This is a genomic window from Trebonia kvetii, assembly GCF_007827045.1.
Lineage (GTDB): Bacteria > Actinomycetota > Actinomycetes > Streptosporangiales > Streptosporangiaceae > Trebonia > Trebonia kvetii.
Map to the genome: position 1 here is coordinate 38,410 of NZ_RPFW01000010.1, position 22,316 is coordinate 60,725.

The window sequence follows — 22,316 nt, forward strand, 5'->3', positions numbered from 1 at the left end:
CAGAGGGACTCCGGATCCTTCGTAGGTCCCCGTGACTCTTAGGCCGTGATTCATGAACTCAGCTCGTACCACCTCGTCTGCTACGCGGGGTCGGCTGGGGGGTAGTGGCTCGCACGTCCGACATGAACGCTGGCCATTTCGAAACCTCTTCCAGGAGCGCTTGGAACGCGTACCACAGTGAAGGCACAGGATTTCCAATTCTTCTGCATTATTTCTGTATGGACTGGTGAGCTGAAATCCTGCAGCTAGGAACTCAATACGAACCTGCTCTGTGTCGGTACGGAAGAGGGTGCTGAGGTGATCGTAGGCACACGATCTACAGCGGCCACCGCTGTAGATGGTCGACATCCATATGGGCGATTCCTCGCCACAGATCAGGCACCGAGCTGTGACGGGTGTCTCCTTGTTGATGTACTCACCTGTCATTTCCATGTCTGCGGCAAGCAACTCCTGTCGAATCCGCTCAGATGGTGTCCTCTTTTTCTCGTTAGCCTTTGCGATGCCGCATGGTATGCACCCTCCGTCGCCGCGCCGCAGGACGTTTAGGCGGGTGCGGCCCAGATGCCCGCAGACTAGACACTCGACATCGACGGGGGTATTGACATTAACGTACTCGCCGGTGATCCTTAGCCCTGCCGCGAGGAACTCCTTAACGGCTTGGGATACTGGCACACTTTTAGATTCCGCTCGCCGCTTAATGCCGCAGGGTACGCAGCCGCCACGCGCTGGATTCTGAAGGTCAGCCAGTCGCGGCGAGCATTCGCATCCGCATGCGAGACATACGGCATCGATCGGTTCCGCTGCCTTGATGTAGGGACCTATGCGGCGAAGGTTCTTACTCGCAAATACTTCATCGATGTGCATCAAGCAGAGGGAAGCACCCGGCTTAGCTGGGACATTGAGGCAGGACGCCTTCTTGCACGTCTTCTTGGAGGACAAGCCGCTCATGTCATGTAAACTAGGACACTATAATGTTCGCGGTCAAGTAGATCAGGATCAGCGAGAAATGTCGTCCCCGGCGCACGGGCGCTGGCCGGTGCCGGAGTGTCGCCGGCCGGCACCGGCGACGCAGCGATCACGTCGATGATCTTGCCGGGCACAGTGACCCCGAGTTCGTCGCCTGCGTACCCGGCCGCCGTGCCCCTAAAAAGCCACGCCCGACGGGCTCCTTCGGGGAGAGCGAGAGTCTTGTCCTCAGCGCAGCCGTATGGCGGTTGTAAGCCGGGCTACCACGTTTTTGCCGCGCCTTTTGAATCCGAGTTCCCGCATCATTTCCTGGAGTAGCTCATCTTCGGTGCGGAGGGCGTCGTCGGTTGTGATCCAGCGTGCGAGGCTGAGCAGTTCGGCGTCTGAGTATGCGTCGATCGGCTGCCCGCTGAGGACCGGGGGACGCGGCCCCTGGTGTTGTCTGGGCGCCGGGGTGAGCCTGGACAACGCTGCTTCGTACGTGGTTTTCAGGCTGGCGGCTGGCTGCTGCTCGGTGGTGCTGGGTTTCGTGGCCGCTGGTTGCGGGCGTGGGGCCAGGTCGCCGTTGTCGGCGGCGCGCACAGCCTCGTGGTGGGCGGCGATGGCCTTGTCGGTGCTGGCCTGCTTGTCGTGGAACCATTCGGTTGACCAGATTCGGTGGAAGCGCCAGCCGTGCCGCTCTAGCTGTTCCTGGCGGAGCCGGTCACGGTCGCGGGCGCTGGGTGATGAGTGGTAGGTGGCGCCGTCGCATTCGATGGCCAGGACGTAGCGGCCTGGCTGAACGGGGTGCTGGACAGCGAAGTCGATCCAGTAGCCGGAGGTCCCGTACTGGGGGGTCAATTTCAGGCCGTGCCGCAGGAGGGTGTCGCGGACGTCGACTTCGAAGGGGTTCAGGGCGGGCTTGTCGAGGATCTGGTCGCCGAGGTTCGTCCCGTCTGATTCGACGTACTGCAGGTACTGGCGCAGCAGCTTGACGCCCTCCGCGGCCGAGCGCCCGGGATCCATGTCGCGGGAGGAGAACGATGAGACGAGCGTGAGCCTGTTCTTCGCCCGGGTGACGGCAACGTTGAGGCGTCGTTCTCCGCCCTCGGTGAGCAGCGGGCCGAACCTGTAGGGCAGGTCGCCGCGGGCGTTCTTGCCGTAGCCGATGGACAAGATGATCGCGTCACGCTCATCGCCCTGTACGCGTTCCAGGTTCTTGACGAAGAACCGCTCGTGTCGGCTTTCGTCGAAGAACTCGGCGAGTTCCGCGGCCAGCTGCGGGTCCTGGCTGAGCCGCTGGCGGAGCTGTCCCTCGATCCGGTCCCGGTGCTGGATGCCCATCGTGATCACGCCCAGCGACTCCTGCGGCCTTTCCCTGGCATGCTCGACAATAAGGTCAACGGCAGCGTCCACTTCGGGTGCGGGGCTGTTGGTGTCGGCACCGGGCTGCCACGGCGCGGGGACGTACCGCAGGACATGGGTGCCGCCGGTTCCCGGGAACGTCGTCAGCATCCGGTCGTAGAAGTGCGCGTTGGAGAACGCGATAAGCCGCTCGTCGCGGCTGCGGTAATGCCACAGCAGGGTGCGGAACCCCAGGACCGAGCCGAGTGCGTTGAGGATCGACTCGAATCCGCCGGTTCCGGCCAGCATGGGGACCGGCTCTGCTCCCGCTGCGGGCTCTGGCTCATCGTCGGCGTTGTCCGACACGAACCATGCGGACGGGGGGAGCTGCTTGTCGTCTCCGGCGACTACCAGCTGCCTGCCCCGCAGGATCGAGGTGACCGCGTCCGCGGGCGTGATCTGTGAGGCCTCGTCGAAGATGACGACATCGAAGTAGGGTTTCGGCGGCAGCAGCTGGCTGACCACCAGCGGGCTCATCGCCCAGCAGGGCTTCAGGGCCAGCAGGACATCGGCAGCGTTGCGGACGAAGTCACGGACGGGCAGGTGCCGCCGCTTCAGCCCTGCCTGGTGCTCGACGAGGGCGGCCTGGTCCTTGAACTGGTCGCGTGCTCGTATCGTGTTCTCGGCGTAGGCCCGGCGGACCCGCGCGGATGTCGTCTCGATGTGGTGCCGGTCGCCGTCATCGTAATCCCGGACCGCTGCCTGGTGTGCCTCGGCTGCGAAGCTCGCGACAGCCAGGTCGGTCAGCTCGAGGTGGTCCAGGATCGAGGCAAGCCAGGCGTACCGGAACGCCCGGACGGCGAAGTCCTCCGATGCCTGTCTGGCGCCCATCGCGGCGATGAACTCACCCAGCCCCGCGGCCTCCAGCGCGGTTCGGAGCCGGTGCAGTTCGGGGAGCCTGGCCAGGGTTGCCCTGTCCGCGTCGAGCATGTCCAGCGTCCGGCCGCAGTCCCCGGCCGGGCGGTCAGCCAGGCCAGGCTGACCTGACCAGGTTTGCAGCTGGCCGAGCTGGCTCAGCAGGTGCTCATACGATGCCCGGCAATCGGGCAGAGCCCGCGGCGCCCGCGGGACTCCCTGGCCGCCGAGACTGGCCCACGTGCGCGCCCCGCTCTTGGCGGACACGACGGCTGCATACAGGTCACGGTCGCCCAGCTCGCGGTCGCCTGCTGCCACGGAGCGCAGCCGCGCCCGTGCTGCCCGGTACCGGGATGAGGTCAGCGCGGCCCACAGGCGGCTGAAGCCGCCGCGGCCGGCTGGCGCGAGCGCCTCGCTGGTTTCCTGCAGGTCAAGGTCGTAGATGGCCGGGGTCATCACCGACAGCATCGCGCCGGTCTCTGTCCAGGCCCCGGTGAGCGCGGCCCACCCGGAAAGCGCCTGCGGGACCGGCAAGCCTGTCTCACTGGCGGCGCTTTCGAGCAGGGCGCACGTTTTCGGCAGCGTGTGTCGGCGGACTTCATCGAGTACCGTGTCCGCCTGCCGGACTTCTTCGGCGCTGACGATCGGGGAGGCGGCCCACGGGCTTGCCGTGACCAGTGTCAGCCCGCCCAGCCGGGCGTAGTCTGCGACGTCATCGGCCGCCTGGCGGGCAACCGCCTGGCTGAGGGCCGCGATCGCCGCGCCGCGGAACCGGATCTCGGTGCGCGCCGGCTCCAGGCCGAGCAGCTGTGCCCGCATCTCATACACCGACAGGCCCCACGGCTGTCGCAGGCTGTGGACGGCACGCACATGGGCGTTGAGCTGCTCGCGGCGCCGTTCCACACGGTGGAGCTCGGCGCCGTTGTCAACGCGCGGCGCGTTCCGGCTGGCGGTGAGCGCCTGCCCGATCATCTGGGCGAACGCGCGTTTCGAGGTCACCCCGTCGTGCAGGTCGAGCACCAGGTCGCCGAGGTTCTGCTGGCTCAGCCGCTTGGTGACCGCATCGATCGCCGCCCGCTTCTCGGCCACGAACAGCACCTTCTGGCCACGCGCAATGAGCGACGCGATCAGGTTGGCGATCGTCTGGCTCTTGCCGGTTCCCGGCGGTCCCTTGACGATCAGGCTCTGCCCGGCGAGGACTGCGTTGATCGCGTAGTTCTGGCTTGAGTCGGCATCCAGCACCAGGAACTCATCGGCCAGCGGCACCTGATCCGGGCCGGGGATCGCCCCCGGCCCCGGCCCCTGGCCGCGGATCGCCTCCCGTGCCTGCTCATCGCCGGCAAGCGCGGCGATCAGCTCATGCGAGACCAGTTCATCCTGCGCGCCGTCAAGATCGTTGACCATCGCAAGCTTGGCATAGGCGAAGTTCGCCAAGACAATCCGCCGGTCGACGCGGAACCCGGGTATCCCCCGGGCCTGCTCGGCGATCCACTCGTACGTCTGCAGCAACTCCTCCGGCTCATCGATGACGCCGTCCGGGATCCGCGCCTCCAGCGCCGCCTGATCAACCTTGCAGCCGAAATCGGCCCGCAGGACATGCAACAGGGTCGGGTTAACCTCCATCTCACCGGTAACCGAAAGCTCGAACTCATCCTGAGCTGCGCCGACGGGATGCAAACCGGCCCGCTGCAGCAGAACCGGCGCGCACGGCTCCCAGGCGGCCCGCTTGTTCTCCCAGGTCGCCAGGCCGCACCCGATCGACAGCGTTTCCAGGCCGCGTTCTTCCAGGTTCTCCTTCGCCTTGTTATGGATCGTCCGGACCCGTCGCAGCACCTGCTCAGCCTGCCCGCGATCCCTGAACAGCGCCGTGACCCGGGTCGCCTTGCCCAGCAGCAGCCCGCGGACCATCTCAGGGTCGGCCCCCGTCAGGTCAAGCGTCCCGACCTTCAGGTCACGGTAATGCAGCAGGTTGTTGCGGCCGCCCAGATCCACAAGCGCGTGCTTCCAGTCCGAGGCCGCCTTCTGAACCAGCCCCGCACGACGGCTCATCTGCCATCCGGCACCCCCTGGCGGCACGTCAGATGCAGATCGGCTGACATCAGCCATGGATCTTCCCCCATGCGGACTCGAACATCAGATGAAAACCCGGCGTGAGCATGGCCGCCTGGTACCCGCCTCAATCGCGACACTGCCGCCGATAACTCAACATCCGTTATAGCAATACGGACGACGCCCACCATAACGCGGCATCCGAGTCTCCTGCGCCACCGCCGACTTGTCCGGTATTCACCGGAAACGTCTGGGGAACGGGCGAAGATCAAAGTGAAGTGGCCACCAGGTCGAAGGCGTCTTGGGTTGCGACTGCGGACCACCTGGCGCGTTCCGTCGCTTCACGGGCCGTGAGCTTCGGCCTGGCGAACTTGGCGTCAAGAAGCTCGCCGAGTGGTCCGCCGACATTCAGGTCGATGTAATAGCGCTGGGTGAACTCAGATGAAGCGTCCACTGCGATGAGCCCCAGCCGCATCAGCGCGGTCTCCGCGGGCTTCGTGATGAAGGAGTTCTTGCCCCTGCAGGAGACAGGCCCGCCGCCCTCGACCAGCCTGGCGAGCGTGTAGGCGTGCTCGAACCCGAGGCCGGTGCTCTTGACGATTCCGTGCGCCGCCTTGAAGGGCATGCTGGTCCCTCCGACGCGAAGCGGTTCAGGGGCGGGCGATTCTGTCATTGCCTTGCCTTCTCTCAGTGTCAGAACGTGCGTGATGTACTGGGCAGCGGTGACGGTGTTACTCGCAGGTTGTGGAAGACCTCAACATCGGAGCAAAAGACCGGCTGCGTAGAGGCCGGTGATGTGGTCGCGGACGGCTCGGGGTTGCGAGCCACCGCGGATGAGGATGCCGCATTCGAGGTTGGACTCCATGGCGCGGCTGGTGAGGTTCGCGCTGCCCACCAGCGCGACCTGATCGTCTACCACGATGATCTTCGCGTGCAGAGCCGCGCCGGGCGGACGCGACCTAGCAGGCCAGCTCAGGCGGAGCGCGCTGAGGCCCGGGAAGGGCGTGCCCAGCGCCGTATATGACGGGTTGTCCTCGTGGCGTTCGGCCAGCAGCGTGACTGCTACGCCCCGCGTGACAGCTGCCGACAATGCCGTGCTGATCGAAGGCTCGGTGTGCGTGGCATAGCTGACTAGCAGGATCTCTGACCGCGCCGCATTGATCAGCTCAATCACGGCCGCCGCGGTCAGCCTCGACAACGACACACCGGATTCCGGGCCGGTCCAGACGACCGACACCGACTGGTGCCGCCGGGCTCGCTCGACGGCCCGAGCGGTGCCCGTGAGCAGGCCTGCCAGGTAGCCCGGCTCGGCGGAGCCAAGCCGGCGCAGCAACTGGTCGCACGCGTCCCGCAGGATCGCGGAGCCGGCGGTGGCCCGCAACTGCCGGACGCCCGGTGCGCCTGCGGCTGCGGCTTCGGCCAGGCGGCGGACGTCGCCGGCTGGCAGCCGCTCGGCTGTGCGGCAGGCCCAGTCCGCCAGGCCGTCATGCGGGTCGGTGACGGAGCCGCCGCCGGGTCCGTTCAACGGAGCGGGAAGGTGAAGCCGTCGCCGGTGAGGTCGGCGAGCACCGCCCGGTCCAGCCACCGGTTGCCGGCCTCGCAGCTCGTCTCCGAAGCGAACAGGCAGGCGTGGCACGCCGCGTTGTGCAGCACCGCCGACGGGAACTCGGGGACGTGCTCCGCGCACAGCGGGTCCGAGGAGCACTGGGAAGCGTCGTCAAGCGCCTGGCGCAGGATCCGTTCCAGGTAGCGCCGTTCGCCTAGCGCGACGAGCCCGCCGAGCGTGCCCTCGCTGTCGCTGGCCGCCGTGGAGATCAGCACGCCGGCCGCGGGTGACGACGGGGTGCCGAGGTAGATCCGCTCCCGCAGCGACGCCGACGAGTATCCGCATTCCAGCGCGACCTGCCGCATCAGCATGTGGCTCAGCGTGTGGATCAGCAGGAAGCGGGCGATCGGGAACCCCGTCGTCGGCGTCTGGTCCCGGTCGCGCGCCCACTGGCGGTAGGCGCGCTCCAGGGCGGTGATGTGCTCGTGCTCGGCGACGGATGATGCCCAGCGCGCGACATGCTGTTCGCGCAGTTCGAGGAAGATGCCCTCGCCCCGCTGCTCGACAGCGGGTACCCACTCCTCTTGGACGCGTGCCAGGGGGATCCGCTTGGCTGGCCGCAGGTCGTCGCGCTCGGGTGCGTCCACGCGGGTGAAGCCGAGCAGGGCACGGACCTCGCGTAGCCGCGAGACCAGGACGACCTGGTCGATGAGAGTGTCGTAGCCGCGCGGCGAATCGGTCGGCACTGCGCGGAAGTCCGCGTCCTGCCGCTCGGTCGTCGGGCGCGACAGCATCTGCCATTCGGCGTCGAGCAGGTTGTCGGGCGATTCCGGCGGAGTGGGGCCGCCCTGCCCGCGCAGTTTCTCGATGCATCCCCACACCTCGTGGAATGGGTAGACGCGCAGTGCGCGCATCGCGGGCACGGCGTCGATGATGGCCTGGGCGGTTGCGGGCTCCTGCTGCGAACCCAGGATGGTCCAGTTCGCCACCACCAGGTCCTCCACCGTCTGCCCCTGCGGCAGGTGCAAGGCGCTCGCCGACACCGCAAACCACAGGTTGCTCGCGCCGAGCACGATCAGCTTCAGCCGCTTGCCGCACTGGTAGAACCGCTGAAGGTGCGGATGACGGCCCCGGCAGGCCGGCAGCTTGTCCCCGCCGCCGCTGCCCGCCGCCTCCTGGAGGGACCGGCTCTGGCCGCACGTGCACCGGACCGTCACCCGTGGTCCCAGGGTGGACGCCGCGTCGGACATGGTGAGCTGCGGGCCGTCGCAGACGCCCTCGGACCGTGTGGCGTGCACGAACTCGACGTACGGGAAGTCGTCCAGGTGGCCGTCCTCGCAGACGACGAGGAACCGCGCGGGCACGCACGCGCGCCTGCTTGGCACGCGGAGCGCGGCCTGCCGCTGGCAGTGGGCGTGGACGTACTTGGCGAGATCTGGGCGTCGCCCCCACCGATGAACCAGCTCGAACTGGCCCGGCGGGTCGAGCGGCCCTAGCCGGTGACAGCGGGGGCAGCGCACCCAGCGGGGGAACGGTGTTACCGGAACGCCGGTCCGGGTGAGAGGGTCGTCGTTGGCATTCGGATCCCACGGTGCGTGCCGCAGCGCCCGGACCTGCGCTCCGAGTACTCGCTGCACGGCCTCGAGAAGGCGTGGCTCGTCGACCGGGTCCTGGTGCTCGGGGTTCCACGCGTCCAGGCCGCGCACGATCACGCTCATCGACGGGAGGTCTACGGTCGCACCGACCCCGGCGGTCGTGATGAGGTGGCTCGGCCGTGCCTGCCCGATCCTGGTCGGGGCACCGCGCTGTGCAGCGCCGGGAACGCCAGAAAGACCGGACGCGGCAGCCGCCGGAATGGTCATGCAGGACCTCCAGAGGTCGAACGCTCGTAGCTCCAGGCGGGCGCGTCACCGACGCTGCGGTCGTCTCGGTCCAGTTGCAGCAGGATCTCCGCCTCCACCTCGCGCATGGACATCGGCGCCGACCACAGGTCCCACGCTCCTTCGTCTGGCTCGCGCAGCAGCCCGTTGACGTCCGGTGCCTCCTTGTAGCCGAGGCGGCCGGTCTGCACGGCCTGCCGCCGCGCGTACCAGCGGTCCAGGCGGTGCTGCAGCTCGGCGCGGACAGCGGCCGCCCGCTGCGCTTCGTGAGTGACAGCTTCGGCCCGCGTTGCGATCGCGTCGAGCAGCGCGGCGGCGAACGGCCCGGACAGGGGGACGGAGTGGGCCGCGACGTTCGGCAGTGACGACACTCCGGAATGCCGCAGCAGGGTCACCAGCACCCCGGTCAGGCCTCGGTCCAGTGCCCGGTCGCTGAACGGTGTCGTGGTCAGTCCCTCAACCCGGAGCCCGAACGTCGCGTGGTCGTACCCGAACGATTCATAGTGGGCCAGGTCGCGGGGCCGCGACCATTGGTAAATGGTCACGACCAGTCCCGGCCGTGCCGGCGAGCGGCCGACCCGGGAGGTGGCCTGGATGTACTCGGCGGCGTTCTTCGGCTGGCCGGTGACGGCCATCAGGCCGAGCCGCTGCACGTCGACGCCCACCTGGAGCATGGAGGTGGCGAGCAGTATGTCGATCGGGCGTGAGCCGCGTGCCTCGGAGCGGGCGCGGGCCCCATCGGGGTCGCGCCTCAGCTCGTCGAGGGCCGCGGTCGAGTCAAGCTCCGGGTCGAAGCGGTGCTCCAGGTCGGCGAGGCTCTCGGCGATCCGGCTTGACGGCATCCGCCCGGTCAGCTCCTGCACGATCGGTGCCCGCCGCCGGGTACGGACCTGCTGGCTGCGCAGCCGGTCGGTGATGTCGTCCTCGACCAGGCGCCGCATCCCGGCCAGCTCCCTGGTCGCGGTGAAATAGTCCACCAACGTCATGTAAGGATCAGCGGCGGCGCCGTACCGGTCGAAGAGGAACTGCGCGAGCTCCATCAGCGCCGACGCAACCCGGATCTCCACCGACTTGAGCCGCTCGCCGGGCGCGAGGATGCCCCGGTACCGCCGGCCCGGCGTGGAAGGCGACGGCGGCACGGTCGCGGAGAAGTACGTCTCGCCCGCGTCGAGCACCGGCGGCGGGAACACAGTCAGGCCGCGCGCGAACACTTGCTCCACCTGATCGCGCGCCCGCCGCACGGTCGCGGTGGAGGCGACGAGCACCGGACGGATGGGGCCACGAGAAGACAGCCGGTCGATCGCGGTCTCGTACAGGCCCACCATCGAGCCGAGAGCGTCGCTGATCAGGTGCAGCTCGTCCTGGATAATCAGGTCCGGCGGGCGCAGCCGCATGGCCGGCTGGATCACGACGCGCGGCAGGTCGGCCCGTGCCGGATGCCCGCCAGGCCCGCAGAAAGACCGAAAGTCCGGGTTCTGCCAGCCGTGCCGCGTGCATTCGGTGTCCACCAGCCCGAACAGGGTTGCGGTGGCCGCCTTCCACGGCAGCTGGGCCAGCTTGTCCACCGTGGCGATCACCAGGCCGGGCGTCAGCCGATAGATCTCCTCGTCCACGGTGAGCACCGGCAGTCCCTCGTCGGGCGAGTTCCGCGGCGAGAACGCGCAGTCTCCCTCGGGGTCTGAGCAGTACACCAGCACCCGCCGCCGCAGCCGATTAGTCTGCACGTTCGCCGACGACAGCCGCGACCCGCACCACGGGCACACCGGCAACTGGAGCACGCCGCCCAGCACCTTTTCCGAGCCGCGTGACTCGGTGATCTGCCGTTCGGCCTCCTCGAAGGAGTTCGGCGACACCGACGAGCCGACCCACAATCCGATCCGGAACGGTGTCGTGCCCCACCGTGAGTCCCCGGCCTCGACCCGCTCCCGGCGCAGCATTTCGCACGCGCACACCAGTGCCGAGGCCCGCTGGAACTGCTGCGCGGTCAGCAGCCGCAGCGTGTACCGCATCAGCACCGCGATCCCGCGCGTCCCGTCATAGGCGTCAGGACCAGACCCGACCACGCCCTGCAGCCGCCGGATCGCGAACGTGTACGCCGCCAGCCCCAGATACGCCTCGGTCTTGCCGCCGCCGGTCGGGAAGAACAGGAGCTGGACTTCGGCGTTCCCTGGGTCACCGAGCCCCCGGTGCGCGTCGGCATGCGCTGGGTTGGTCAGCCCCGGCAGGCACAGCAATACGAACGCGAGCTGGAACGGCCGCCAGGACCGGTTGTCCGGCACGTCCAGGCGGCGCAGCAGCCCGGACACGTCCGCTCCTGGCGCTGACATCCGCGCCCGCACCACCTCCGACCGCACGCGCTGCAGCGCCATCGCCTGATTCGCGAACCGGAACGCCTCCCGCGCGATCCCGTCGGTGCGCAGCAGCTCGATCGCCCGCTCCAGGCGGTCGGCCACGTCGCGTGCTTCCGCCACGGCGCGCTCGCCCGCGTCCCCGTACCGGGCGATCTCCGGATCCGACTCCACCCGGGAACCCTGCTCGGTCAGCCACTTCCGGTACCCGGTCACCAGCGGCCGCAGCGCCCGCACCAGGTCATCGCGCCCAAGCTCCAGCGACCCGAGCCGCGCCATGTCAAGCACCAGGCCCGGCACCTTCCCCGGCACCACGAGCCGCACCTCCGCCGCCGGGAAGCACGTCGTGGACAGCTGCCACGCCCGCAGCTCGCCATCACGCACGCAGGCGTCGACCGCGCACTGCCGCCCGTTCGCGTACCTGCGCGTCGCCCGGTGCAGCAGCTCCAGCCGCAGCTTCTCGTCGTCAGACCCGTGCGGCGGCTCCGCGATGTCCGGGTCGTTGTGCCCGAGGAAGATCGCCTCATTGCCGTCCAGCGCGGTCACGGTCAGCCCCGTCTGGTACAGCCGCGCCGTGTCCTGCGACTGCGCCGGCGTCCGCTGCCCGTTGACCAGCGCCAGCTCGACAACGCGCCGCGCCCCCCGGTGCCGCACCGTGTACCGGACAACCACGCCCGGCTGCTCATCGTCCGGCACGAGCGAGTCCGACCCCTCGGCATCCGTCCGCACCTCGACGGACCCGCCGGCCGGCACGCGGTGCCAGGTGGTCGCGGCCCGACCCGTCGGCGTCTCGTGCGTCTCAGACGGGGACCGCTCGTACCGCCCCCACTTGGCAACCACTGTGATCACGTCAACAGTCGTCGGCACGCTGAACGCTAGTCCGATGGCTGAGGCAGACATTGATCCCGAACGGACCGTGGCGTCTGCCTCAGGCCCCTCTTCCTCGCTATCGTCGCCGGAAGCCGGGGAGGCCACCTCCCGGTCGATAAGCTCCGGCTCCAGGTCGTCGTCGGCAGGCTCTTCCGGCGGCTGCCGCGGCACCAGTCGCCCGAGCATGTACCGCTCGGCTGGGGAGGTTCCTGGCGGAAGCTCTTCTTCTGGGCCGTCCCACGGTCCGAGCAGATCCCGTTCGAGGAGGTCCTCCAGCTCGGCCCGGACCTGGAACGACGTGGCGTCTGGCGTGGTCACGACGGGTTCTCCAGCTTGTAGCGCCGGTGGTTCTCTTCGAGCAGTCGGTCAAGCAACTCGAACCGGGTCTCCTTGCTCACCGTCCAACGGATCCCGATCTTCGTCGGATGATGACCGATTTTTAGGTCGAGGTCGTCCCAACCGTAGGCGCGCATCACGGCTTCGTCGATCGCGAAGTGAATGTCGCGAAGTTCTTGGATCGCCGGCTCATGGTTATCAGGGTCGTGGATCCGGTTGTAGGTGGAGGTCAGACCCCAGGCCCGGGAAGTCATAAGGTCCCGGCGAGTCGTGTCGAGCTGATGCCCTAGCGCTTCAAGTTCCGGAGTCGGCTTCGGGCGTGGCAGTGTGAGGAACACGTCCGACGGCGCATACCTGATGCTTGAACCGAGCATTGAGGTGTAACGGATCACCCAAGTCGAATGCATGCTCGATGAGAGGACTGCAAGATTTGTAAAGTCGTCGAGGGCGAAGACCGCAGTCATGTGCGAGAAAACTTGGCCGGTTCGGACGCGAACCGGCATGATCACGCTGCCCACTAGCGAGATTGCAAGCACGTGATCCAGCCCTTCAATCGATCTATACAACCCGGGCCGGTTGTCTCCATATATCCACCATCGATTACGATGGGAATCTCGCCGCTTACGATCACGTTCAGGCTTAACCGTGCGGCGGACTATATCGATACAGTTCGGATATTCCTCGGCGTGCTCTAGTGGCCAATCGTGGAAATTTATAATCCAACGGCTGGCCGAGCAATCTGGTCGCTGATTTAGATCTCTACCGATTACGTATGATTGAAGCACATCGGAATTTCGGCGATCGCGCGCGATAAGCTCGTCCTTCTCATCGGTGGCAAGTGTGAAACCTAGGCCCACCACCACTGATCCTTGGAAGCATATACGGTCGTTTTCGCGGAGCCTCTGTGGCCTACCGTTTACTCGCCCATACGGCTCAAGGTCAGGGCCGATGGAGGGTACTTCCTCGCCGTCTAGCCAGTAGACGGCCCCTCTTGCGGGTTTGACGCGGCTCGCCCAGACCTCGATTATCAACAGACTGGCGCTTCTTGTTGGCCATGCGTGTTGGGAGCGGCCTGCGCGAACGGTAAGAGCCGCTCGCCCCATGCCGACTTCAAGGGTGTCACCTTCGATGAGGGCACTGGTCGTGACGAGACCGAGTTGGCCTCTATTAGACAGTAGGCGCTCGTCGCGGAGCAGAAACCTGGCGGCTAGGTCTGCGTTGCCCTTGGCGCCGCGGCCGTCCCAACGTTGGAGCCACGCCAAGTAGTCATCACCCAGCGTTCCAGAGATTTTCTTGCCGCCCCGGAACGGTGGATTTCCGATGATGGCGTCGAAACCGGGGTTGGTCGTGTCGGCGAAGATCTCCGGGAAGGCCAGTGGCCAGTGGAAAGGTTCACGATCGACCGTTCCCGCAGGATGCGGATCTTGGAGATTCCTCTTGACGTATTCGGTCAGGTCCTCTTCATTGGCCACCTTGAAGTACAGGGGCAGGAATGCCTGGTCAAGACTCCTGCCCTTCAATTTCGCGTTTGCGAGGCCGGCCGCCGTAATCGCGTCGGCCACCGTAGTGATCTCGCCGGACAGCTTCTCCGCCTGGGCGAGGAGCCTCGCCTTGTGTTCAATATCCCGGATCGTGACGCCGCCGGTCGCGGTGATCTTACGGCGGAGGTCGGCGGCCTGGGCGAGCTTGTCGCGCCACTCTGAGGCGAAGTCGAGGGTGCCGTGGTGCAGGCGGCGGCCCTCCTTCGCGTCTACATGCAGCGACTCCAGTTGCTCCAGGCTGACCAGTCCCAGCAGCGAGTCCCCGGCCGCGAGGCGGTCGTCGAGGAAGCCGAAGGGCCGTTCGGTGTCCATCGTGATCAGCCACAGCGACAGCTTCGCCATCTCGACGGCGAGCGGGTTGATGTCCACGCCGTACAGGCAGTGCTCGGTGATCTCACGGCGGGCCTTGAGCAGGAGTTGGTCCGCTTCGGCGTCCGCGCCGACGCGGCCGGCGGTGCGGTGCAGGTCCATGGCGAGGGCTTCGGCGTCACCTTCGTCCAGCCACGCCTCGACCAGGCGGTCGGCGAGATAGCGGCAGGCAGCGACGAGGAACGCGCCGGAGCCCATCGCGATGTCCGCGACCTTGAGCTCGAGGATCTGCTTGGACGGGCGGATCCGCCACTGCGTCGTGTCCGACGTCTCCAGGGGACCGGGGCGGTAGACGAGGGGCTGGAGGGCACCTTCGGCGACCTCTTCGGCGAGGGACCGGGGCGTGTAGTGGGTGCCGGTCGCGGCGCGGCGGTGCGACCGGGTCACGTACCGGCTACCCGCCGGGAAGAGCGCCGGCAGCCCAAGCTCGTCGAAGCTGAGCAGCCCAAGGAACGGCCTGATCTGATCGGCCAGCTCGGGGTCGGCGACGGCCCGCTGGAGCCCGCTGACCCGCTCGGCGTCGGCGGCGGGGTTCTCGAGTGCGGCCTGCACCCGCTTCGCCGACCAGCCGGTGCGGTCGGTGAAGTCCTTGACCTTTAGGGCGGCGGCGCTGGCGAGCGTGATCTCCGCGTCTTCCTTGATCTTCTGCGGCCACTTCGACGGGCGGGCCAGGCCAAGCACGGTCTCGGTGGCGGTGCGGACCTCCAGTTCGAGGAGTCCTTCGTAGACGTAGCCGATCTGCTCCACGTCCAGGGCGCGGAAGGTAAGGCGGCGGCGTTCGCCGCCGATGACCACGTACTGCACGGCGCGCAGCATCCGCAGCACCGTTCGGTCGTCCACAGCGGGCGGCCGCGCCGCGGCGGCGGGCGTGCCGGCGTCCGGACGGCCTTCGAGCCACGGGTAGCGGTCGGGGTCGAAGAGGCCGCCGCCGTATGCGGGCAGCCGCAGGTCCTCGTGCGCGACACCCGAATGTACGGCACGGGTGACGGCGAGCAGCCGGTGCCAGGCGGCGGTGCGCTGGCCGAGGACCGCGCCGAGGCTGTCGGCCTGTTCTAGCTGCTCGACGAGGTGGCCGACGCTGTAGGCGGTGACGTACAGGTCGTCGTCGCTTGGCAGCAGGCGGCGTTCCTCGGCGAACAGCAGGAACACGACGCGCATCATCATCGTGACGACGCCGGCGTAGAAGTCGTCGTCGCTGACACCGGCCAGGAGCGTGGCGTTCGATTCGCGGTCGAGCTGGTCGAGCGTCGTGACGAGGAGCTCGACGGCCTCGCGGACCTGGCGGCCGAGTTGCTCGGTGACCTCTTCCTGGCGTTCGAGCGACTCGGCGAACAGGGCCGGAAGCTTGTCCTTCGGCTGCGCCGCCTGGAAGCGGGCCCGGGTGAGCAGGGCGACGAGCCCCTCCAGGGACTTCGGCTCCTCGCTGAACAGGGACGCGTCCCACACGGCGGCACCGGTCGCACCGCCGCGCGGCGCGGTGACCAGCGCCCACCAGCGCCCGTCGGTGACGATCCCGGCCGGCACGTCCCTGGCACGGAGCAGCACTGCCAGTCGCTCGACGGCGTTCGCCGTCCAGGTGCCGGTCGTGGTCCGGGTCAGCGGATGCGTCCCCCAGGCGGTGACCATCCCGAGCAGCTTCCACGGCCCGCCGCTCGTGCCACCGCCGCCGCTCGTCTCGGCGTCGTCGCCTTCGGCGTCTTCGTCGTCCTCCGGCTCGTCATCTTCGGAGGCGTCCGCCAGGTCGGAGTCGTCGTCGGCGTCCTCAGCCGCGTCGTCTTCGGCCTCGTCGAAGTAGCCGAAGTCGGGGCGGAGGGTGACTCCGTGGTCGGCCACGATCTCTGTGAGGGTCTGCGGCATGGCGTCGTCGATGACGAGGTGCTGCTGCCAGTCGAAGACGTCGCGCAGCACGCCCGCGATGACCGCGTGCCTGCTGGCGCCGCGGTCGTCCATCATCTGGGCGATGAGCCCGCGGATGGCCGCGCGCCGCTGGACGGGCACCTCCGGCAGCCCGTTCGGGAAGACCCGGTGCACGACGGGCAGGGTGAGGAACGGCCCGGAGACTTGCAGCAGCTCCAGCCACGCGTGCCGCTTGCGGATCTCCTCGCTGACGCCCTGTGCTCTCATTCGGCCACCTCATCCGGGACGCACAGGGCGACGGCGAACGGGAAGACCAGTTCGCGGACGTTCTCGTAGCGCCGCCCGATCGCGTCAAGCTCGCGCTGCTTCTCTTCGTCGAGGCCGTCGCGGCGCGCGGCCCACGCCTGGCGATCCCGGTCGTACTGATGCTTCTCCAGCTCATCAAGCTGGTCAAAGGTGAGCTGGACTGCTCCCGGCCCATCCAATGCGGTGTCCAGGTTCGCCTTGAGCTGAGTGAACACCGTATCGACGTTGCGCTGCTCGGTGGCCTCGCGCTGGTCCAAGGTCCGTTGCAGGCGCTCCTTGCGTTCCTTCTTGCGTAGCTCCACGTCGCCCGCGAGCAGCGGCTCAAGCTCGCCCCACCGGCCCGCGAAGTCGAGCCGCGCTGCTTCGGTGGCGAGGCGGCAGGCGTCCGGTTCGAGGGCGGCCTCGACGGCGGCGTGCAGCGCCTCGTGCCGGCGTTCTTCTAGCTCCACCCGCCGGGAGCGTCCGGTCGGCGGGACGATCCGGGCTGACAGCATGATCTCCTCGTGCAGCCGCCGCCCGTCGGCCCCGACTAGGACGAGACGGGCGAACACGGCGACGAGCGGGCCGTTGACGCCCGCGTCCGCGGGCGGCGTGAACTTGAGCGCGGCGACCCGGTTGAGGGCCACGCGCCCGCCCCAGATCGCCGAGCGGAGCAGCCGCGTCGCCTGGGCGACAAGCGGATACTCCAGGTGGGCGAGGACGACATCGTCGCGGCCCTCGGCGGCCTTCGCGTTGAACGTGAGGGGCCGCAGGTGCCCGTCGAGCGGATCGGGGAGCCCGGTCACGGTCCGCTCCCACCCGGCGCGCAGTGCGGGCGGGGCGATCAGGCCGTCCGGTTCGTCGGCCAGCGGCGGCTGGTCGGCGAGGGCCAGGGCGGTGTCCACGACGCGGCGGACGTTGGCGGGGGCGACGTGCAGTTCCCTGATGCTCGCGTCGAGCTGGTCGTGCAGCTTGCGGACCTGGTCGCGCAGGTCGCGTTCGGCGCGCAGCAGGCTGGTGGACGCCTTCGGCGTGACCTGGAGCGGGTCGATGAGCCGCGGTCGGCCGAGCATCCGGGCCTCGACCGCGTGCGCGAGGACGGGGTTGACGCTGCCGAGGTCCTGGCGTTCGGTCGCGACCTTCTGCGCTACCCGGGACAGGTACTCCAGGTCTCCGGCGTAGGAGCCCTCGGGTTCTTTGTCCCAGCCGGCGCCGACGAAGTGGGACACCTCTACTTCGTGCGTCTGGCCGTGCCGGTCCACGCGGCCGATCCGCTGCTCGAGCCGGTTGGGGTTGAACGGGATGTCGTAGTGGATGACCCGGTGGCAGTGCCGCTGCAGGTCGATGCCCTCGCTCGCGGCGTCGGTCGCGAGCAGGATGCGGACCGGGTCGCGGTCCAGGCCGGCCTGGAACGCGGCCTTGAGGTGCTCGCGCTTGTTCTCGTCCATGCCGCCGAACAGCAGGCCGAGCCGGTCCCCGCCCAGGCCCCGGGCGGTCAGGATGCCGGCCAGCCACTGCTGGGTGGCCTTGTACTCGGTGAAGACGATGACGCGCTCGCCCTGGTCCCAGTCGCCGTGGGGGCGGCAGATGCGGTTGAGCTCGGCGACGAGCGCCTTGGCCTTGGTGTCGGCGGGCTCGGCGTGGCGCTGCGCCCACTCGGCGAGCTGGCGCCGGTAGGCGGCCTCCATGACGGAGCCGCCGGGGTCCCGCACGTCATCGAGGAGGCTGGGCAGGCTGGCGACACGGCCGAATACCTCACGCTCGTCGTCGCTGCCGGGATCGTCGTCGGCCGGCTCGGTGTCCCAGCCGAGGACGTCGTCCATCCAGTCCAGGTCATCGGCGGTGCCCGGGGTAACCACCGCCCGTTCGGGACGATGATTCTGCTCTTCGCTTTCGAGATGGGCCTCTAGCGTCAGGGCGAAGGCCGCGGGGGAAGAGAAGAGGCGCTTCTTGAGGATGAGCGTCACCAGGTCGCCGGCGCGGGCCTGGGCCGCGCCGGGCTTGGTGCGGCGCGCCGCGGTGTAGAGCTGGAGCAGGTCGTAGGCCTCGCGCTCGGCGTCGGTGTAGGCGATGTCGACCGCGCTGATCGTGCGGGCGGGGAAGCGCTCGGTGCCGTCGGGGTTCTTGATGTCGGTCTTGAGGCGGCGGATCATGACCTGGTCGAGGACGGCCTTGTCCGGTTCCTGGCCCTTGAAGAAACGCTGCGGGTCGAGCATCTCAAGCAGCGCCTGCCACGACCACGAGTAGCCGTTGTGCGGGGTCGCGGACAGGAAAAGGTGATGCTGGCTCTGCTCGGTGAGCCTCCTGACCGCCTGCGTCTGCTTGCTCTCGACCGGGTAGCCGGTGGGCTTCGGCGGCTCGGCGAGCGCACAGTGGTGCACCTCGTCGACGATCAGCAGGTCGAAGAAGCCGGGGAACCTGCTCTCGTTCGTCAGGACCTCATCCAGCATGCGCTGGACTCTTGGCGTTCTCAGCCATTGGAGGCTGATGATCGTTCTCGGGTAGACGGCGAAGGGGTTGGCTTCCAGGCCGTGGGAGCGGCGGAGCTCCCTGAGCTGGGCGGTGTCCAGGATCTGGAATTGCAGTCCGAACTTGGACTCCATCTCCTCGTGCCACTTGAGCGTGAGCGACGCCGGGCAGACCACGATGACGCGCCGTGCCCGGTGGCGCAGCAGCATCTCCTGCACGACCAGGCCGGCCTCGATCGTCTTGCCGAGGCCCACGTCGTCGGCGATGAGCAGGTTGACCCGCGGCATGGCGAGCGCTCTCGCCACCGGTTCGAGCTGGTACTCCTCGATGGTGATGCCCGAGCGGAACGGGGCCTGGAGCGTGCGGGTGTCGGCGCTCGCGACGGTGCCCCAGCGGACGGCGTCGAGGAAGGCGCCGAGCTGCTGCGGGTCGTCCCAGTTTTCTTCTGTCACCGCCGGCAGCTGGGTGGCGGGGACAATCTCGCGGCCGGGCTCGACCTCCCAGGCGACGGTCAGCTCGTCGCCGAGGTCGTCGTCGCTGACACTGGTGAGGGTGACGAGGGTGCGGCCGGGGATCCGGGTGGCGGCGAGCTCGTCCTGGGGCTGGCGGCTGCTGTTGACGCTGCTTACTACCCACTGCTGGCCGCGGACCCTGACTAGCTGGCCCGCCTCTGGTACGTCCGGGTTCCGCGGGGCCGGACCCCGCGTGTCAGAGGCCTCGGCCGAGACAGCCGTCATGGACCACCTTCCGAGTCCTCGTCTTCGCGCACTGTGCGCCTTTGTGACGCAAGGCTAGCGCGACATCACGTACAGTGTCGAAACGGTTACACTGCTACGCGAAGCGTACTGAAGCAGCACATTCTTCTCCAATGTTTCCCAGGAAGATCCCTCAGCTGACGGGATTGGGTACGCCGGACGGTAACGAACGAGCATGCGGTCCTGAATGCCTTCGCCTTGGACCTGTCGGCTCACGCATCGTCGTCATCGACCTGGCCGCCGATGAGAACGCCCAGTAGATATTCGAGACTCTCAACACCCGCGGCGCGCAGCTGACCGCCGGTGACCTGATCAAGAACTTCATCTTCCAGAGGCTCACCGAAACGGGCGTTCAGGTCGAGGAAGCCTACGAACACTCCTGGAAGGAGTTCGAGTCCGGGTTCTGGGAGACGGAGATCCGGGCGGGCCGCTGGCGCCACCATCGGTCATCGATATTCCTGAACCAGTGGCTGATGGCCAAGACCGGAAAGGAGATCCTCGCCCGCGAGGTGTTTCACCGGTTCAAGAGTTACGCCGACTTTGACGCTGAGCCTGCTTCGGTCCCGGGAGCCGTCGTCTCGGAGGGGTCATCCCTTAGTCCCGCATGCAGCGGGACATGCGGACTTCTTTCTAGTATTGGCGTATGTCTGGTGAGATAGTCCGCTTGGTTGGTAGTCGGTATATTTTGGGTGAATTTGCCGGAGAAGGCGGTCTGGGACGGGTGTGGCGGGCGCACGACCAGCTCCTAGACAGGGACGTGGCAGTCAAGGAGATACTGCTGCCGGGGGGTGTGTCTGCGGCCGAGCATGCGAGCATGGTCGCCCTGGCTATGCGGGAGGCACGGGCCGCGGCGAGGCTGCACCACCCTGGCGTGATCACGGTCCACGACGTGGTTGAGCATGACGGGTCTCCCTGGATCGTGATGGAGTTCATCGACGGCCCGTCTTTGTCTGCCGAGATCGGTGCCCACGGTCGCCTGGCGTGGAAGCGCGTGGCTGGCATCGGGACGCAGGTAGCAGAAGCCCTAGGGCACGCGCATAGTGCCGGAATCGTGCACCGTGACCTCAAGCCAGGCAACATCCTGCTGTCCGGCCAACGGGCCATTGTCGCCGATTTTGGTCTCGCGCGGGTCCTGGATGCCAGCACGAGGTCCACCGGTAGCGGGCCGGGTCCCGGTACGTACCTCTACATGGCACCTGAGCAGTGGGAGGGCAAGGCTGGTCCCCCTGCGGACTTGTGGGCGCTTGGCGTCACCCTGTATGAGGCCGTCGAAGGCTCCCGGCCGTTTGGTGGAGACACGCTGCCCGCCCTCATGATGGCCATCGTCGCCCGACCGCCAGCCCCGACACGGCACGCCGGCCCGTTGCGCGATCTGATTGAAGCGCTCCTGTCCAAGGACCCGGCGAGCCGACCCGACAGTCAGGCTGTAATGGAGGCGCTCACTGACGCCCTCCGGGATCCCGGCGTTGCCTCAAGCCAAACCCCGCGTCCTAGCGTAAAGACCGAAACCTTGGTCAAGGAGGCGTACAGCCTGTACAAGCAGGGCCGCTGCGCGGAGGCGGAGGCAATCCTCCGCGAGGCCATCCGACTCGACCCAGGCCACTCCGATGCGTACGTCGGCCTTGGCAACGTTCTCGTCAGCATGGGTCGGTATGCGGAGGCAGAGGCCATGCTCCGGGAGGCGATCCGCCTCAACCCAGGCGATTCCGAGGCGCACAACAGCCTTGGGGTCACCTTGGACAGGATGGGTCGGGGTCGGTATGCGGAGGCGGAGGCAGCATACCGGGAGGCGATTCGTCTCAACCCAGGCGACACTAGGGCGCGAGTCAACCTCGGAATCATCCTGCGCCTTGTAGGAGAACTCCCGGAGGCGGAGACCGTACAACGTGAAGCAATTCGCCTCGCGCCGGACGAAGCCTCTGCGCACGGCGAACTTGGACGCGTCCTCATGGCCCTGGGGCGCATTCCGGAGTCCCTAGTCGCCCATCGCGATGCGGTCCGCCACAACCCGGAAAATGCTGTTTATCGGCACGAACTTGGGATCGTTCTTCAGGAGGCGGGACAGGTCGCGGAGGCTGAGAATACTCTCCGTAAAGCGATCCGGCTCAACCCTGACAACGCGGATTCACACGCCGCCCTCGGAGACATCCTCCTCGGCTTGGAGCAGTACACAGAAGCCAAGGCCGAATACCGCAAGGCGATCCGACTCGACCCTGATAACGGCGGACCATACCACAATCTCGGATTCATATTCTCCCAGGAGGAACAGTACGCGGAGGCAGAGGCCGCATACCGTGAAGCCTCTCGCCTTATGCCGGGAGTCCCACTGCCACAGCGAAACCTTGGGTTTCTCCTCTACGAGACGGGAAGCTATGTCCGGGCCGAAGTCGCACTACGAGAGGTGATACGTCTCGATCCAGTGGACGGCGAAGTTTACAACGGCCTTGGACTCGTCCTTGTTGAGCTAGAGCGGTACGCGGAGGCTAAAGCCGCGTTCAGGGAGGCGATCAGGATCAACCCGAGCGACTCGAGCGCCTATGAAAACCTTGAAGCCATCGAGGATCTGGGCATCAACACCGGCGGCAACAACTACGGCAACATCAATAGTAACACGGAAACCTATAATGTTAACTACGGCATCAACTACGGCAACATTGGCTTCGGGGGCAACTTATCATCCGCTGGTCTGGCCAATTTCCGCCCTCTCGACCCAGTTCCGGAGCAGGGACACGGCAAAGTCGTGATGTAGGGCTGTGGCCTGCGGTGTCGTGATTGGGGCTGATGTGCCCGGCGTGTCTGCGGGAGGC

9 protein-coding genes are annotated in these 22,316 nt (G+C 67.4%); 1 reads left to right on the forward strand and 8 read right to left on the reverse strand.

Going from position 1 to position 22,316, the window contains the following annotated elements:
• Positions 1–1,194 precede the first annotated feature (1,194 nt).
• From EAS64_RS38665 to EAS64_RS44225, 8 genes are all read right to left on the reverse strand, one after another.
• Entirely contained in the window at positions 1,195–5,253 is a 4,059-nt protein-coding gene (locus tag EAS64_RS38665; RefSeq protein ID WP_187366492.1) for a PDDEXK-like endonuclease domain-containing protein, read from the reverse strand.
• Between the two features lie 268 nt (positions 5,254–5,521).
• Positions 5,522–5,878 (reverse strand): hypothetical protein, encoded by a 357-nt coding sequence (locus tag EAS64_RS38670; RefSeq protein WP_145861512.1) that lies wholly within the window; start codon positions 5,876–5,878, stop codon positions 5,522–5,524.
• 129 nt (positions 5,879–6,007) lie between these two features.
• Positions 6,008–6,778: a DISARM system phospholipase D-like protein DrmC gene (gene drmC, locus EAS64_RS38675; RefSeq protein WP_187366493.1), complete on the reverse strand. Its 771-nt coding sequence runs from the start codon at positions 6,776–6,778 to the stop codon at positions 6,008–6,010.
• Positions 6,775–8,661, reverse strand: coding sequence for a DUF1998 domain-containing protein (gene drmB, locus EAS64_RS38680; protein WP_145861515.1), 1,887 nt, complete (start codon positions 8,659–8,661; stop codon positions 6,775–6,777). Before drmB ends, drmC begins: the two co-directional genes overlap by 4 nt.
• Positions 8,658–12,215, reverse strand: coding sequence for a DISARM system helicase DrmA (gene drmA, locus EAS64_RS38685; protein ID WP_187366494.1), 3,558 nt, complete (start codon positions 12,213–12,215; stop codon positions 8,658–8,660). The genes drmB and drmA overlap by 4 nt, the downstream gene beginning before the upstream one ends.
• On the reverse strand, positions 12,212–16,267 hold the full coding sequence (locus EAS64_RS38695; RefSeq protein WP_145861519.1) for an Eco57I restriction-modification methylase domain-containing protein: 4,056 nt from the start codon (positions 16,265–16,267) through the stop codon (positions 12,212–12,214). Before EAS64_RS38695 ends, drmA begins: the two co-directional genes overlap by 4 nt.
• Positions 16,264–19,491 (reverse strand): DISARM system SNF2-like helicase DrmD, encoded by a 3,228-nt coding sequence (gene drmD / locus EAS64_RS38700; RefSeq protein WP_145861521.1) that lies wholly within the window; start codon positions 19,489–19,491, stop codon positions 16,264–16,266. Before drmD ends, EAS64_RS38695 begins: the two co-directional genes overlap by 4 nt.
• A gap of 230 nt (positions 19,492–19,721) precedes the next feature.
• Positions 19,722–19,886: a hypothetical protein gene (locus tag EAS64_RS44225; RefSeq protein ID WP_187366495.1), complete on the reverse strand. Its 165-nt coding sequence runs from the start codon at positions 19,884–19,886 to the stop codon at positions 19,722–19,724.
• A gap of 266 nt (positions 19,887–20,152) precedes the next feature.
• Between EAS64_RS44225 and EAS64_RS38705 the strand changes: the two genes are divergently transcribed.
• Positions 20,153–22,258, forward strand: coding sequence for a serine/threonine-protein kinase (locus EAS64_RS38705; protein WP_145861523.1), 2,106 nt, complete (start codon positions 20,153–20,155; stop codon positions 22,256–22,258).
• The last annotated feature ends 58 nt before the right edge of the window (positions 22,259–22,316 follow it).